This window comes from Nocardia pneumoniae NBRC 100136, assembly GCF_000308755.1.
Classification (GTDB): domain Bacteria; phylum Actinomycetota; class Actinomycetes; order Mycobacteriales; family Mycobacteriaceae; genus Nocardia; species Nocardia pneumoniae.
On the sequence record NZ_BAGF01000058.1, the window covers coordinates 1 to 15,490 of the forward strand.

A 15,490-nucleotide genomic window follows, 5' to 3' on the forward strand; every position below is an offset into this window, starting at 1 on the left:
GCGAGATAGACCCGGTGGCGGCATGACTCCTAACGTCTATGCAGGTAGAAGCCGCGCGATGACCTCGGTGAGTTGTTTGACGTTGCGGCACTCGTGCATCGTGACGCACTCCGCGTATGCATGGGCGGCGGAGTCTCCGGTGGACCAGGAGCGAGAGGGTTCCGGATTCAGCCAGTAGGTGTGTTTGGCGCGGTCGGCGATCGTTTGCAGGGCAGCGAGGTTCGGATCGGTGCGGTTGGTGCGGGCGTCGCCGAGGATGAGCACGGACGTGCGGGGACCGAGGGCGTCGGCGTAGTGGTCGAGGAAGCCTTGGAGTGCTTCACCATAGTTGGAGCTGCCGAAGCGGGCGACCTTGGTGGAGCGGATGATTCGGGCTGCTGTGCCGGGGGTGGGTGGTTCGCCGGGGGTGAAGAAGTCGGTGATTTCGTCGCAGGTGTCGATGAAGCCGAAGCTGCGGACCTTGCTGAATTGGCCTTGGAGGGCCTGGATCAGGTGGAGGGTGAATTCGGCGAAGCCGGTGACCGAGCCGGAGAGGTCGGCGAGGACGACGAGGTCGGGGCGGCCGTGTTTGCGGGCGCGCAGGACCGGGTCGATGGGGACGCCTCCGGTGGACATGGAGCGGCGCAGGGTGCGGCGGAGATCGATCTGGCCGCGCACGGCTTTGCGGCGGCGGACGGCGAGGCGGGTGGCGAGTTTGCGGGCCAAAGGGTGGACCAAGCGGCGCATTTCGGCGAGGTCTTGTTCGCGGGCGCCCAGGAAATCGATCTGGTCGGTGCTGGAATCGACGCCGCGGCGGGCGATGTATTCGGTGCCGCGCAGCTGTGCCGAGCGCAGGCGGGCCTCGGATTGGACGGCGGCGCGGAATTCGGCGAGGCGGCGGTTGGCTTCGATCGTGTGGACGGTGGTGTCGAGCTGGGAGGTGCCATTCATGCCCGCGACAATGCGATCGATGAGGTCGTCCGGCTGTAGGGCTTTCATGGTCAGGTAGGAGGACCAGCCCGCACCGGAGGCGGTGGTGACCGGACCTGAGGTCTGCCCGGTGCCGATCCCGCCATAGCCGCCGAGTTCGGTCAGCGCCTGGCGAGCGAGAGCAACCACCGCCTCCGAATCATCTCGGGCCAGAGCGGAAACGAGTTGATCCCGTAATGCATCGACAGATTCGGGCGTCGACGGGGACGCGGGCTGCGGCTGTTCCGCGGTAAGGAAGTAGAGGTCGAAGAGCTGGTCGAATACGGCGCGTTGACCGTTGCGGCGCAGTAAGCAGGCTGCCATGCCGGAGCGCAGGCGATTGCGATCGGCGATCCCGAGGGCGACCATCGCCTCGGCCGCGTCGATGGTTTCACTCGGCCCCGCGTTGATGCCGTGATCACGCAGCAACCCGACGAATTCGACGAGCCGATCGCTCATCGTGTCGGCGATTCGGGACCTCGTCTCGTCCCGGCCCGCTTCCGCCGTGCTCATGGCGTGCCGCGAGTTGTCGAAGGCAGGCCAATGGTGGCCGGACCGTTCCCTTCCGCGTCCAAATCACTACGCTCGCCGGAACAGTCGAGAAATGCGAGGTCGGGTTGCACCGCGAGGACGAGCTTCATCGCGCCCTCCCCGGTTCGGCGTCCGGGTCCAGAAGCCCCAGACGTTCGCGGTGCTCGATCAACAGCACGCCGACGGTTGACAGGCCAAAGGCGACCAGGCCGTTCCGCGGCCAAATCACCACGATCACCGGAACAGTCGAGAAAAGCGAGGTCGCGTTGCACCGCGAGGACGAGCTTCATCGCGCCCTCCCCGGCTCGGCGTCCGGGTCGAGAAGCCCCAGACGTTCGATGGCGACGCGGTGGTCGGATTGATACTTCAACAGCACGCCGAGGGTTGAGCGGACAACAGTTCCGGTCAGGGTGCGAGCACCGAGGGCGACCAGGGTCTTTGCCCAGTCGACGGATTCGGCGATCGACGGGGCCTTGCGCAACGACAGCTGCCGGAGCGCGCCGACCACCTGGACCACCGGCTCGCCGAGCGCCTCGTCCAGTTCGGGCACCTTCATGCGCACGATCGCCCGCTCCAACTCGGCGGTCGGGTAGTCGATGTGCAGGTACAGGCAGCGTCGTTTCAGCGCCTCGGACAACTCGCGGTTGGCGTTGGACGTCACGATGACGAACGGCTTGCGCACAGCGGTGACGGTACCGAGTTCGGGGATGCTCACCTGATAGTCGCCGAGCACCTCGAGCAACAGACCCTCGAGCTCCACATCGGCCTTGTCCAGTTCGTCGATGAGCAGCACGGTGGAGCGCGGGTTGCGGATGGCGGCCAGCAGAGGCCGGGCGAGCAGGAACTCCTCGGTGAAGACGTGGTCGCGCGTGCTGTCCCAGCTCTCGTTGTCCGTGGCGGTGATGCGCAGCAGTTGCTTGGCGTGATTCCACTCGTAGAGCGCGCGGGCCTCGTCGATGCCCTCGTAACACTGCAGGCGCACGAGATCGGAGGTGGTCGCGGCGGCGACGGCCTTGGCCAGTTCGGTCTTGCCGACGCCCGCCGGACCCTCGATCAGCAGCGGCTTGCCGAGGTGCCCTGCGAGGAACACCGCGGTGGCGATGTCGAGGGACGGGAGGTACCCGGCCTCGGTGAGGCGAGCGGTCACCTCGTCTACCGACGAAAAGAACTTACTCATCGGTAACTAGTTTAGCCGCGAGGTCGCGACCTACCTCGGCACCGGTACCCGGTAAAGACCGGGCTCGGCGTCGTCCGGCACCGCGCTCGCCGGAGTGAACGGCTCCACCAGCGCACGCAGTTCGACCAGATGCCTGGCATGCGCGTCGAGCGCCTGGTCTTCCTCCGAGACCGGCACCCATTGCCGCACAGCCCGCGCCTTTCCGTCCTCATCCATCGCGACCACCACCGCTAGACCGTGCGCGGCGAGCGCGGGTTCGTCGGAGTGCGTATCGGCGGACGTCACGTGCACACTCATATGCATGCTGCGTGGGCCGGTATGGATCAGCCGAGCGGTGACCTCGACGACGTGGCCGATGACGATCGGGCGGTAGAAGCGGATCCCGCCGAAATAGGACGTGATGACGCGCTGTCCGGCCCAATCGGCGCCACACACGTAGGCGGCCTCGTCGATCCAGCGCATCGTCCGTCCACCATGGACCTTGCCGCCCCAGTTGATGTCCGAGGGCGCTGCCAGGAACCGGAGCGTGGCGCTCGGTGCGGTGCCCGCGACCGTGTACCGCTGCGCGGACATCGCCTCCTCGATACGCTTGCGCACCGAAATCCTGGCCCGCGCTTGCCGATGCCGCCGCAGTTCCAGGATTGTGGTCGGATTCCATTGCGGGACTGCGACGGTGCGCCGGTCGGCATCCATCGCGACGAAGATCGTCAGGCATTGGGCCGACTGCACCGGCTTCACCCGCGTGGGATCGGTCGAATACACGGTGACGAGGATGTGCATGCTGGTGCGGCCGGTGTGGACGAGATTGGCATGCAGTTCGACCAGCTCACCGACCGCGATCGGCCGGTCCAGATGGATATTGCCGACATAGGCGGTGACGCAGTAGTGGCCGCTCCACTGCGCGGCCGCAGCGTAGGCGACCTTGTCGATCCATTCGAGCAGTTTGCCGCCGTCGACGGATCCCACGATCCCGGCGTCGGCGGGCTGGACGAGAAAGCGGTGGATCGCCTCGGGGCGGCGACCGGCCGAGGCCGGACCCGGCACGGTCGCAAGGAGGTCGGGATTCGTCGAGTTCGGCAAGGTGCACAATCCGTTCGGGCGGAGAATCTTCGGGATAGACAATTCCTCGACCCCGTTGTCCCGGAGAACCTTAAGCCCCCGCGACAGTACGAGCGAGTAACGAGCCGACGCCAGCGGCGATCTCTCGCACGCGGTCGTTCAATCCTGTCCGGAAGCCGAAGTCTGAGGTCATCGGCCGCGCCGAGATGTGAGACCGAGCCGAACAACTCGGTGGATAGGGGGATACCCCTAATTCCGCGGATTGAATTTTCCCCAAGGGGAGCCAACCCCCGTGACCTTTCTGGACAAGTGCGCAAGAGTGGAGACGTGCGGTCGCTGCCCCGTCGGTAAACCTGCCCGCGAAGCAGCGACGACACGGTCATTGCGACTTGTCCGCGGGTCGCCGTGGCCAGAACCCACAACGGGGGTTGGTGAGCCGATGGCTCACCGGAGAGTGAAAGAAGGATCCACGTTGTTCTCGACAACCAGCACCGCGCGCCGCAACCTGGCCCGGGTCGTCGTCGCAGGTGCGATCGCCGCAGTTCCGTTGACTGCTTTGACGGTGCCCGCCTCCGCGGACCCCTCCCCGGGGGTCACCGAGGTCAGGCATAACCGCCATTGGAACGACCGCGACTGCGACTTCGGCCCATTCCAGGACTGGAGCTGCGACAACGGACCGTTCTCCGGATGGGGCAAGAACATCCCGTTCGGTCAGTTCCGGCGACTCGTGCCGCCCGGCACGTTCGGCAGCAGCTAGAAACCGTCCGGCACCACCGCGACGGCCCGGCGCTCACCTAGTGCCGGGCCGTTGCGTGTGAGAACCCACATACGCCGGTGGCCCGCTCCGAAACCGGAGCGGGCCACCGTGCGAATCAACCTGGAAATCAGGCGGTTTCGGTGATCGGCCGGTCGACCCAGCTCATCAGGCCGCGCAGCTTGGCGCCGGTGACCTCGATCGGGTGCTCGGCGTTCTGCTTGCGCAGCGCCTCGAGCTCCTTGTTGCCGCCCTCGACGTTGGCGACCAGGCGCTTGACGAAGCTGCCGTCCTGAATGTCCTTGAGGATCTCCTGCATGCGCTTCTTGGTGTCGGCGTCGATGACCCGCGGACCGGACAGGTAGCCGCCGAACTCCGCGGTGTCGGACACCGAGTAGTTCATCCGCGCGATGCCGCCCTCGTACATCAGGTCGACGATCAGCTTCAGCTCGTGCAGCACCTCGAAGTAGGCCATCTCCGGCGCGTAACCGGCCTCGACCATGACCTCGAAACCGGTCTTGACCAGTTCCTCGGTGCCGCCGCACAGCACGGCCTGCTCACCGAACAGGTCGGTCTCGGTCTCTTCCTTGAAGGTGGTCTTGATGACACCCGCGCGGGTGCCGCCGATGCCCTTGGCGTAGGACAGCGCCAGCGCCTGGCCCTCACCCTTCGGGTCCTGCTCGACGGCGATCAGCGCCGGAACACCCTTGCCGTCGACGAACTGGCGACGAACCAGGTGGCCGGGGCCCTTCGGCGCGACCATGCCGATGGTCACGTTGGCGGGCGGCTTGATCAGGCCGAAGTGGATGTTGAGGCCGTGGCCGAAGAACAGCGCGTCGCCGTCCTTCAGGTTCGGCTCGATGTCATTGGTGAAGATCGACGCCTGCGCGGTGTCGGGCGCCAGCAGCATGATGACGTCCGCCCAAGCCGACACCTCGGCCGGAGTGCCGACGGTCAGGCCCGCCTCCTCGGCCTTCGGACGCGACTTCGACCCCTCCGCGAGACCGACCCGCACCTCGACGCCCGAGTCGCGCAGGCTCAGCGAGTGCGCGTGACCCTGGCTGCCGTAGCCGATGACAGCGACCTTGCGGCCCTGGATGATCGACAGGTCGGCGTCGTCGTCATAGAACATCTCGACTGCCACTGTGGTTCCTTCCGAGGTCATCCCCGCGCCAAGCGGGGCACACCGTTCTCCGGTGTTGCTTTACGTTGTTTCTGGATCGGATCACGCCCGCGCGTGCGGGAGGTGATCATTCCCGCGTACGCGGGGAGGGCGGCACACCAACCGTCGATCGCAGAAAGGTTAGCGTGTGGCCGCCGCTGGGCGGTCGGCCCCATCGGGGTGCGCCGCCCCGCCGCGTCATCGGGTGGCGGTGATGGACTTCGGTCCACGTCCCACCGCGACGACACCGGACTGCACGATCTCGCGAATGCCATACGGTTCCAGCATCCGCAGCAGCGCGTCGAGCTTGGACCGGGTTCCGGTCGCCTCGACGGTGAGCGCGTCCGGGGACACGTCGATGACCTTGGCGCGGAACAGCCCGACGGCCTCGATCACCTGGGTCCGCACGCTGGCGTCCGCGCGGACCTTCACCAGGATCAGTTCGCGGGCCACGGAGCTGTCGGCGTCCTGCTCCACGATCTTGATGACGTTCACCAGCTTGTTGAGCTGCTTGGTGACCTGCTCCAGCGGCAGGTCCTCGACGGTGACGACGATGGTCATGCGCGAGATCTCGGGCAGCTCGGTGCCGCCGACCGCCAGCGACTCGATGTTGAAGCCGCGGCGGGAGAACAGCGCCGCGACCCGCGCCAGCACGCCCGGCTTGTCCTCGACGAGAACGCTGAGGGTGTGGGTGGTACTCATCCGTGGTTCACCTTGTCTGCTCATGCGACATCGCCGCGTGGATGACCGCGGGTTCGGCGGCCTGCTCGTCCTCGTCGAACAGCGGCCGGATACCGCGCGCGGCCATGATCTCGTCGTTGCTGGTGCCCGCGGCGACCATCGGCCACACCTGGGCGTCCTTGCCGACGATGAAATCGATCACCACGGGGCGGTCGTTGATCGACTGCGCCTCGCGGATGGCGGCCTCCACGTCCTCTTCGCGCTCGACCCGGATGCCGTGGCAGCCGAGGGCTTCGGCGAGCTTGACGAAGTCGGGGATGCGCTTGGTGTGCGTGCCCAGGTCGGTGTTGGAGTAACGCTCCTGGTAGAACAGCGTCTGCCACTGGCGGACCATGCCGAGGTTGCCGTTGTTGATCAGCGCGACCTTGATCGGCACGCCCTCGAGGGCGCAAGTGGCCAGCTCCTGATTGGTCATCTGGAAGCAGCCGTCACCGTCGACCGCCCACACCTCTTTGTCCGGCGCGCCCATCTTGGCGCCCATGGCGGCCGGGACGGCGTAGCCCATGGTGCCGAGGCCACCGGAGTTCAGCCAGGTGCGCGGCTTCTCGTACTTGATGAACTGCGCGGCCCACATCTGGTGCTGACCGACACCGGCGCAGTAGATCGCGTCGGGTCCGGCCAGGCGGCCGAGCGCCTCGATGACGAACTCCGGCGACAGCGACCCGTCCGCGGGCGGGGTCCAGCCCAGCGGGTAGGCCTTGCGGATGCCGTCGAGGTAGGTCCACCATTCGCCGAGCGCCAGCGGCAGCGCGTCGCCCGCGGCGGGGTCGGCCTTGAGCGTCTCGATGAGCTCGGCGATCACCTCGCGGCAGTCGCCGACGATCGGGACGTCGGCGTGCCGGTTCTTGCCGATCTCGGCCGGGTCGATGTCGGCGTGGATGACCTTGGCGCCGGGCGCGAAGGAATCCAGCTGACCGGTGACGCGGTCGTCGAAGCGCGCGCCGAGGGTGATCAGCAGGTCGGACTTCTGCAGCGCGGCGACGGCGCCCACGGTGCCGTGCATGCCGGGCATGCCCATGTTCAGCGGGTGGCTGTCGGGGAACGCGCCGCGCGCCATCAGCGTGGTGACCACCGGAATGCCGGTCAGCTCGGCCAGTTGCCGCAGCGCGGCCGATGCTTCGGCCTTGATCACGCCGCCGCCGACGTACAGCACCGGCGCCTTGGCCTCCATGATCATCCTGGCGGCCTCGCGCACCTGCTTGCCGTGCGGCTTGGTGACCGGGCGGTAGCCGGGCAGGCGCATCTCCGGCGGCCAGCTGAAGGTGGTCTGCGCCTGGAGCACGTCCTTGGGGATGTCGACCAGCACGGCGCCGGGGCGGCCGGAGGCGGCGAGGTAGAACGCCTCCGCGATGATGCGCGGGATATCGATGCCGTCGGTGATCAGGAAGTTGTGCTTGGTGATCGGCATGGTGATGCCGGAGATGTCGGCTTCCTGGAACGCGTCCGTGCCGATCAGGCCGCGACCGACCTGACCGGTGATGGCCACGATCGGGACCGAGTCCATCTGGGCGTCGGCGATCGGGGTGACCAGGTTGGTGGCGCCGGGGCCGGATGTGGCCATGCACACCCCGACCTTGCCGGTGGCCTGCGCGTACCCGGTCGCCGCGTGACCCGCGCCCTGCTCGTGCCGGACCAGGACGTGGCGCACCTTGGTCGAGTCGAACAGCGGGTCGTAGACGGGAAGGATCGCACCGCCCGGAATGCCGAATACGGTGTCGACGCCGAGCTCCTCGAGCGAACGAACGACCGACTGCGCGCCGGTGACCCGCTCGGGCGGGACCTGGCGGCGGTTGGCCGCGGACGTCGCGTTGGCAGCGGGCGTTGCCTGCTGATTCGCCGAAGGCGCTGACCTGCGGGCCGAGGGCCCGGGCCGTGCGGTAGGTGCGCTCACCGTCTTCGTTCCTTACTGGTTGTCGTTCCGACCCCGGAATGGACATTAGTCCGAACATAAAAAAGCCCCCGACAGCACAAGGCTGATCGAGGGTGGCGCGTCGCAACGCGAGCTGACGTATTCGACTCAGTGTGTCAGGCTCAACGCTGGACGCGCCGGCCGATTACGAGCAACTCGTTTCGATTCACGCGCACGACGTTAAGCGTGTGTGAACCGAAGAGTCAAACAGAGGACCCCTTGTGTCCCATTATGTGGGACAGTGCGGTTGCTTGTGTCCGTTCACCAGGATGCGAGGATGGTGGTGTGTCATCACCGCATCAGTCCGTGCCACCTTCTGAATCGTCCCATACGTCCGCCGCGACGACGGATACGGGTAGCGCACGGGACGCCCATGTGATCCGCATCCCACGACTGGCGTTCCTCGGCGTGTTCATCCTGCTGATGTGCGTGTTCTTTCCGTTCGTCGGCTGGCCCGCCGGACTGTGGTGGCTGCTGCTCATCCCGGTCGTGGTGCTGGCCTGGGTGCTGCGGACGCAGACCACGGTGTCGGACGCCGGACTGGACCTGCGGACGCTTTTCGGCTCGCGTCATCTGGACTGGGCACAGGTGAAGGGCGTACGGATCCCGAAACGCGGATACGTGCGCGCCGACCTGACCGACGGCACCGAGGTGAAGTTGCCCGCGGTGAGCTATGACCGGCTGCGCGATCTTGCGACGGCGTCCAATGGGCGGATTCCGGACCCGTTCGCGAGGCCGGAGGAAACCGAGGCGCGCAGCGCCGATGGCGAGACCGCGGACGGTGACCGGGAGGCGCAACCCGCCGACGACGCCTCGCGCACCAACGGCGTCCCCAAGACGGCCGAAGCCGAGGACACCGACGGCAAGGGCGCGCAGTAACTCCGCGATACACCGCATCGATCCGCAGGCGACCGAGACCACAACGCGGCCGCCCCGGCAGGGAACATCCGGGGTCGGTCGGGTGTTGCGGCCAAGTGATGGGATGATTTCACCGGGAGCACCGATCCCCCCATCACTCTCGACGGTCCGGCACCTCCGGCGACACCGTCAGCGTCGACCACACCACTGGCGGCGACGAACCGAAAAGGCCGAGACCGAAACACGGACTGATACCCAGCGACACACACAGCGCGTCGGCCGTGACCGACATGTCGGCGCGACCAGCGGCGGGAGTAACGTAAAGCCGCCGCCGAGCGAGCTCTGCGCCGTCGCACGTCAGCCCCCGCGACCCGAGGACCATCGAAATGCCACCGCTTCGTTCACGAACCACGACCATCGGCCGCAATGCCGCAGGCGCCCGCGCACTCTGGCGCGCCACCGGCATGACCGACACCGACTTCGGCAAGCCGATCGTCGCCATCGCGAACTCCTACACCCAGTTCGTGCCCGGGCACGTGCATCTGAAGAACGTCGGCGAGATCGTGGCCGACGCGGTGCGCGCCGCCGGTGGCGTGCCGCGCGAATTCCACACCATCGCCGTGGACGACGGCATCGCCATGGGACACGGCGGCATGCTCTACTCGCTGCCCTCGCGCGAGATCATCGCCGACTCGGTCGAATACATGGTGAACGCGCACACCGCCGACGCGCTGGTCTGCATCTCCAACTGCGACAAGATCACCCCGGGCATGCTGAACGCCGCCATGCGACTGAACATTCCGGCCGTGTTCGTCTCCGGCGGACCGATGGAGGCGGGCAAGGCCGTGGTCGTCGGCGGCGTCGCGCAGGCCCCGACCGACCTGATCACCGCGATCTCCGCGAGCGCGAATCAGGCCGTGTCGGAAGAGGGTTTGGCCGAGGTCGAGCGGTCCGCGTGCCCGACCTGCGGCTCGTGCTCGGGCATGTTCACCGCCAACTCGATGAACTGCCTCACCGAGGCGCTGGGTCTCGCCCTGCCCGGCAACGGCTCCACGCTCGCCACGCACGCCGCGCGGCGGGCCCTGTTCGAGAAGGCGGGCACGGTGGTGGTGGACATCGCCAACCGCTGGTACCGCGAGGACGACGCGTCCGTGCTGCCCAGGAACGTCGCCAACGCCAAGGCTTTCCGCAACGCCATGGCATTGGATGTCGCGATGGGCGGCTCGACCAACACCGTGCTGCACACGCTGGCGGCGGCGCAGGAGGGCGAGATCGACTTCGATCTGCACACCATCGAGGAGATCAGCCGCCGCGTGCCCACGCTGTCGAAGGTGTCGCCCAACTCCGACTACCACATGGAGGACGTGCACCGCGCCGGCGGCATCCCCGCCATCCTGGGCGAGCTGCGCCGCGCAGGCCTGCTGGAGACCGACGTCACCACGGTGCACACCAAGACCTTCGACGAGTGGCTGGACACCTGGGACATCCGCTCCGGCAAGGCATCCCAGGAAGCCGTCGAACTGTTCCACGCGGCGCCTGGCGGGGTGCGCACCACCGAGCCGTTCTCCACCGACAACCGCTGGTCGTCCCTGGACACCGACGCCGAGGGCGGGTGCATCCGCGATCTGGAGCACGCCTACACCAAGGAGGGCGGCCTCGTCGTCCTGCGCGGCAACATCGCGCCCGACGGCGCGGTGCTCAAGACCGCGGGCATCGACGAGGAGCTGTTCTCCTTCCAGGGTCCGGCCGTGGTGGTGGAGTCGCAGGAGGAGGCCGTGTCGGTCATCCTGGGCAAGAAGATCAAGCCGGGCGACGTCATCGTGGTCCGCTACGAGGGCCCCGCCGGTGGCCCGGGCATGCAGGAGATGCTGCACCCCACCGCCTTCCTGAAGGGCTCGGGGCTCGGCAAGCAGTGCGCGCTGATCACCGACGGCCGATTCTCCGGCGGCACCTCGGGTCTGTCGATCGGGCACATCTCCCCCGAAGCGGCCAGCGGCGGCGTCATCGGCCTGGTCGAGAACGGCGACCAGATCCGCATCGACGTCGCCACCCGCACGCTCGAGGTGCTCCTCGACGACGCCGTGCTCGCCGAGCGCCGCGCGAAGATGGAGGCCTCCGAGCGTCCGTGGCAGCCGGTCAACCGCGATCGTCCGGTCACGACGGCCCTTCGCGCCTACGCCGCGATGGCGACGTCGGCCGACAAGGGTGCCGTGCGCCAGGTGCCGTAGCGGTCGCCCCTGCGGCGCTGACGGTCTCGTTTCCGCCCGCGACGGATCAGCGCTGTCCACTGAGCGGCGCTGTTCAGTCCCGCTCGCCGTGGTCGAGCCGTCGCGGACGACGCCGGTGACTCGCTACCCGCGATACCTCCACACCAACTGCCGGGTGAACCCGCGAACAGGGTGACCGCGCGGGCCCTAGTCGAACGGGCCGATGCCGGTGAGCGGGTTGCCTCCGTGCAGGTACCAGTAGGCGCCGACCGCGGCGGCGATGGCGAGGAGAAGGACGACGAACGAGCCCCCGGCGGGCCGCGTGGCCCAGCCGCGGTTGCGGTCGAAGGACCAGCGGCCCGGGCCGGTCAGGATGATGGCGGTGGCCGCACCGGCGAGAATGCTCTCCAACTCGACCGCGCCCTGGCCCTCCATGTACTGGAACCCGGGGGCCATCCCCTGCTTCCAGGCCCAGGCGTCCAGGACGACCGCGAGCACGGCGCCCGCCGCCAGCGGGGTGGCCAGGCCGAGGATCAGCAGCGCGCCGCCACCGACCTCGCCAGCGGTGAGCAGGATGGTGGACACCGTCGGATGGTCCCAGCCACCGCGCTCCATCATCTCGCGGGTGCCGTCCAGACCGGGGCCGTGGAACCAGCCGGTGAGCTTCTGCAACCCGTGGTAGAGGAACGTGCCGCCGACGACCAGGCGCAGCAGGAACAAGCCGAGATCGAGGGTGCCGCGGCGGTTCTCGGCGGTGCGGCGGCGCAACCTGCCGGTGTCGGTCGGCGGGGCCGCCGCGGGCGGGATGCTCGCGTAGTCGTAGGTGGGCGTGGCCTTGGTCTCCGCCGTGGTCGGAACCTCCGGGTCGAGCCCGAGTTCGTCGTCGGTGCGGGGGACGTCCTTGCCCAGCCGTGGGCGCCCGGACGGATCCACGCGATCGAATTGCTCGGTGGGCGAGTCGAACGGGCTGCTCACGCCTCGACCAGTGGACGACGCCGCCGACTGCTGGGCCGTGGACGGCGCGGTGGCCTCGGCTCGCGGAGGTTCGGGCGTGTCTTTCGGCTTGTCGGTCACGGCCACTACCCTAGGCCGCGCCGCGCTGCCACGGGCGGGTAAGCGGTACGGCGTGTCAGTCGCTGACCGGCTGTGTGCGCGCAACACCCACCCGGAGGGGGCGCGCGCGACCGTATTTCCGTAACGTCTGAGCTATGAGTTTGGTTGTCGTTGGCCGCCTCGCGGCGAGCTTGGCGCTCGGTGCCGCGCTGCTGGCCGGTTGCGCCCGGTTCGATGATTCGGCGTCCAGCCCGTTCACCCCGGAACCGACCCTGCGCGGAGCCAACATCGACCCGAAGAAACCGAACCAGCCGCCCACCTCGACCACCCGGCCGAGCGGGCCCTGCATCGATCCGGACCCCGCGGTGGTCGCGACCTGCCTCGACACGCTCGGCGGGCTGGTCACGCTCGGCGACGGCGCACTGGTCGCCGAACGCCGCACCGGACGGATCCTCAAGGTCGCCCCGGAGCAGCCGCCGGTCGAGATCGCCCAGCTCGACGTGGACGGCTCCACCGACGGCGGCCTGAGTGACATCGCGCTGTCCCCGACCTACCGCGAAGACGGCCTGATGTACGCCTACATCACCACCTCCAGCGACAACCGGGTCGTCCGCATCGCCGAGGGCGGCGCGCCGAAGGACATCCTCACCGGAATCCCCAAGGGGCCCAGTGGGAATCGCGGCGCGATTGATTTCGCCGGCCCCGACCGGATGCTCGTGTTGACCGGCGACGCGGGCAACCCATCGGCGGCGGCCTCCGCCGGCTCGCTCGCCGGCAAGCTGCTGCGGGTGAACTCGCTGGTGCCCGGCCGCACGTCGCAGCCGGAAATCGCCGTCTCCGGCATCGGCACCGCGGGGGATGTGTGCCGGGACACCAAGGACAGCATCTGGATCACCGACCGCACCGCGGCCGAGGACCGGTTGCAGCGCATCGACGGGGACGGCGTGGTGACCACCGCGTGGACCTGGCCCGACCGCCCCGGCGTCGCTGGTTGCGCCGCGGCCGTCGACGGTGTCGCGATCTCGCTGACCCGCGCGAAGGCACTCGCCATCACGGCCGCCGACCCGAACACCCACGCGGTCACCGCGGCGCCGACCCTGGTCGCCCAGGACCGATACGGCCAGCTCGGCGGCGCCGCGGTCGGCGCGGACGGCACCATCTGGGTGACCACGGTGAACAAGACCGACGGACAGCCCGGCCCGTTCGACGACCGCGTCGTCCGCATCCCGCCGCCGCAGGCCGGAGGCGGCGGACCGGACTAGACGCGAAAGGGGCCGATTCCGCGGAGTCGGCCCCTTCGATCGATCGCCACCCGGTAGCTGCGAGCCTTCCGACCGCCGATGGCGGCCCGGCCCGCGTCCGAGTGGCCGCGTCCGGTCCCTGAGCAGCGCTCGTCAGCCCTAGCCGCGAAGAGGCTGTTGCGTCCGCACGAGGTCCGTCGCTTGCGCTAGCCGCGGAAGAGCCGCAAATCCACGTAGTTCAGTCGCGACTCGTCGGCGCACGCCCGTTGTCCAGCGAAGCGAGACCGTACCCGTTCGCAGCGCCGCTGACGCGGCACATCAAGCACACGCGGCGAGCACGAGTTCGCGCACCCGCGCGGCGTCGGCTTGGCCGCGGGTCGCCTTCATGACGTCGCCGACGATCTTGCCCGCGGCCTGGACCTTGCCGGAGCGGATCTTGTCGGCGATGTCGGGGTTGGCGGCGAGAGCCTTCTCCACCTCGGCCTGCAAGGCGCTGTCGTCGCTGACCATGCCGAGTCCCTTGGCCTCGACGATCTGCGCCGGGTCGCCCTCACCCGCCAGCACGTAGTCGACGACCTGCTTGGCGACCTTGTTGTTGATGGTCTTCGCGTCGACCAGCTTGATCACCTCGGCCACCTGGGCGGGGGTGATCGGCAGCTCGTCCAGCGGGACGTCGCGCTCCTTGGCCTTCTCGGTGAGGTAGGCGACCCACCAGGAGCGCGCCTCGTTGGCCGGGGCGCCCGCGTCGACGGTGGCGATGATCAGGTCGAGCGCGCCCGCGTTGACCAAGTCGCGCATCACCTCGTGAGACAGGCCCCATTCGGACTGGATGCGCGCGCGGCGCAGCCAGGGGTACTCGGGGATGGTGCCGCGCAGCTGCTCGACCCACTCGGCGTCGGGCGCGATGGGCTCCAGGTCCGGCTCGGGGAAGTAGCGGTAGTCCTCGGCGGTCTCCTTGCGGCGGCCGGGCGAGGTGGTGCCGTCGGTCTCGTGGAAGTGGCGGGTCTCCTGCACGATCGTGCCGCCATTCGCGAGCACGGCGGCCTGCCTGCGCATCTCGAAACGCACCGCGACCTCGACGCTGCGCAGCGAGTTGACGTTCTTGGTCTCCGTGCGGGTGCCGAACTCGGCGGCGCCGATGGGCATCAGCGAGACGTTCGCGTCGCAGCGCAGCGAGCCCTGCTCCATCTTCACGTCCGAGACGCCGAGCGCCTTCAGCAGATCGCGCAGCGCCGTCACGTACGCCCGCGCCACCTCCGGCGCGCGCTCCCCCGCGCCGGTGATCGGCTTGGTGACGATCTCGATCAGCGGGACGCCCGCACGGTTGTAGTCCAGCAGGGAGTGACTCGCGCCGTGGATGCGGCCGGTCGCGCCGCCGATGTGCACCGACTTGCCGGTGTCCTCCTCCATGTGCGCGCGCTCGATCTCGACCCGGAAGGTGCTGCCGTCGTCGAGCAGCACGTCCAGGTGACCGTTCGTGGCGATCGGCTCGTCGTACTGGCTGATCTGGTAGTTCTTCGGCTGGTCGGGGTAGAAGTAGTTCTTGCGCGCGAAGCGGCCCCACGGGGTGATCGCGCAGTTCAGCGCCAGCCCGATCCGGATCGCCGACTCGACGGCCTTCTGGTTCACCACCGGAAGCGAGCCGGGCAGACCGAGGCACACCGGGCACACCTGAGTATTGGGCTGGGCGCCGAACTCGGTCGGGCAACCGCAGAACATCTTCGTCGCGGTGTTCAGCTCGACGTGGACCTCCATGCCGAGCACCGGCTCGAACCGGGCGATGACATCCGAGTAATCCATCAGGTCGACCGTGGGTGCGCTCATGGCCATAAGTCTAAGTAAGCGTTCGG

At 68.3% G+C, this 15,490-nt stretch carries 14 protein-coding genes; 4 read left to right on the forward strand and 10 right to left on the reverse strand.

Features of this window, described 5'->3' with window-relative positions; genetic code table 11:
* Nucleotides 1–36: 36 nt before the first annotated feature.
* From ON34_RS18395 to ON34_RS18405, 4 genes are all read right to left on the reverse strand, one after another.
* Nucleotides 37–1,461 carry a vWA domain-containing protein gene (locus ON34_RS18395; RefSeq protein ID WP_245548089.1) on the reverse strand — a complete coding sequence of 475 codons (1,425 nt, stop codon included), beginning with the start codon at nt 1,459–1,461 and terminating at the stop codon, nt 37–39.
* Between the two features lie 124 nt (nt 1,462–1,585).
* Nucleotides 1,586–1,717, reverse strand: a complete 132-nt coding sequence (locus ON34_RS38120; RefSeq protein WP_281032457.1) for a hypothetical protein — start codon at nt 1,715–1,717, stop codon at nt 1,586–1,588.
* Nucleotides 1,718–1,765: 48 nt separating this feature from the next.
* On the reverse strand, nt 1,766–2,656 hold the full coding sequence (locus tag ON34_RS18400; RefSeq protein WP_040780848.1) for an AAA family ATPase: 891 nt from the start codon (nt 2,654–2,656) through the stop codon (nt 1,766–1,768).
* 30 nt (nt 2,657–2,686) lie between these two features.
* Nucleotides 2,687–3,736, reverse strand: a complete 1,050-nt coding sequence (locus ON34_RS18405; RefSeq protein ID WP_245548090.1) for an acyl-CoA thioesterase — start codon at nt 3,734–3,736, stop codon at nt 2,687–2,689.
* Between the two features lie 451 nt (nt 3,737–4,187).
* On the opposite strand from ON34_RS18405, the gene ON34_RS18410 reads away from it, so the two are divergent.
* Nucleotides 4,188–4,472, forward strand: a complete 285-nt coding sequence (locus ON34_RS18410) for a hypothetical protein (protein WP_157172330.1) — start codon at nt 4,188–4,190, stop codon at nt 4,470–4,472.
* A gap of 127 nt (nt 4,473–4,599) precedes the next feature.
* Here ON34_RS18410 and ilvC read toward each other — a convergent pair whose 3' ends face one another.
* The 3 genes from ilvC to ON34_RS18425 all read right to left on the reverse strand — a co-directional run bounded on the left by ilvC (nt 4,600) and on the right by ON34_RS18425 (nt 8,263).
* Nucleotides 4,600–5,601, reverse strand: coding sequence for a ketol-acid reductoisomerase (gene ilvC, locus ON34_RS18415; protein WP_174372052.1), 1,002 nt, complete (start codon nt 5,599–5,601; stop codon nt 4,600–4,602).
* Between the two features lie 228 nt (nt 5,602–5,829).
* Nucleotides 5,830–6,333 (reverse strand): acetolactate synthase small subunit, encoded by a 504-nt coding sequence (gene ilvN, locus ON34_RS18420; RefSeq protein ID WP_040780853.1) that lies wholly within the window; start codon nt 6,331–6,333, stop codon nt 5,830–5,832.
* A 7-nt stretch (nt 6,334–6,340) separates the two neighbouring features.
* A complete protein-coding gene (locus ON34_RS18425) occupies nt 6,341–8,263 on the reverse strand; it encodes an acetolactate synthase large subunit (protein ID WP_040780855.1) in 1,923 nt (640 codons plus the stop codon).
* Between the two features lie 393 nt (nt 8,264–8,656).
* Here ON34_RS18425 and ON34_RS18430 point away from each other — a divergent pair, with 393 nt between their 5' ends.
* Nucleotides 8,657–9,160 carry a PH domain-containing protein gene (locus tag ON34_RS18430; RefSeq protein WP_245548091.1) on the forward strand — a complete coding sequence of 168 codons (504 nt, stop codon included), beginning with the start codon at nt 8,657–8,659 and terminating at the stop codon, nt 9,158–9,160.
* Nucleotides 9,161–9,293: 133 nt separating this feature from the next.
* On the opposite strand, the gene ON34_RS36800 is transcribed toward ON34_RS18430, so the two are convergent.
* Nucleotides 9,294–9,641, reverse strand: a complete 348-nt coding sequence (locus ON34_RS36800; protein WP_169333880.1) for a hypothetical protein — start codon at nt 9,639–9,641, stop codon at nt 9,294–9,296.
* Here ON34_RS36800 and ilvD point away from each other — a divergent pair.
* Nucleotides 9,526–11,367: a dihydroxy-acid dehydratase gene (ilvD, locus tag ON34_RS18435; protein WP_040780859.1), complete on the forward strand. Its 1,842-nt coding sequence runs from the start codon at nt 9,526–9,528 to the stop codon at nt 11,365–11,367. The two genes, ON34_RS36800 and ilvD, sit on opposite strands and share 116 nt — an antisense overlap.
* Before the next feature lie 186 nt (nt 11,368–11,553).
* On the opposite strand, the gene ON34_RS18440 is transcribed toward ilvD, so the two are convergent.
* Nucleotides 11,554–12,420: a DoxX family protein gene (locus ON34_RS18440; RefSeq protein ID WP_051022860.1), complete on the reverse strand. Its 867-nt coding sequence runs from the start codon at nt 12,418–12,420 to the stop codon at nt 11,554–11,556.
* A 134-nt stretch (nt 12,421–12,554) separates the two neighbouring features.
* Between ON34_RS18440 and ON34_RS18445 the strand changes: the two genes are divergently transcribed.
* Complete coding sequence (locus ON34_RS18445) at nt 12,555–13,661, forward strand: PQQ-dependent sugar dehydrogenase (protein ID WP_040780861.1); 1,107 nt, start codon at nt 12,555–12,557, stop codon at nt 13,659–13,661.
* A gap of 297 nt (nt 13,662–13,958) precedes the next feature.
* On the opposite strand, the gene gatB is transcribed toward ON34_RS18445, so the two are convergent.
* Nucleotides 13,959–15,464 (reverse strand): Asp-tRNA(Asn)/Glu-tRNA(Gln) amidotransferase subunit GatB, encoded by a 1,506-nt coding sequence (gatB, locus tag ON34_RS18450; RefSeq protein WP_083889557.1) that lies wholly within the window; start codon nt 15,462–15,464, stop codon nt 13,959–13,961.
* Nucleotides 15,465–15,490 lie beyond the last annotated feature (26 nt).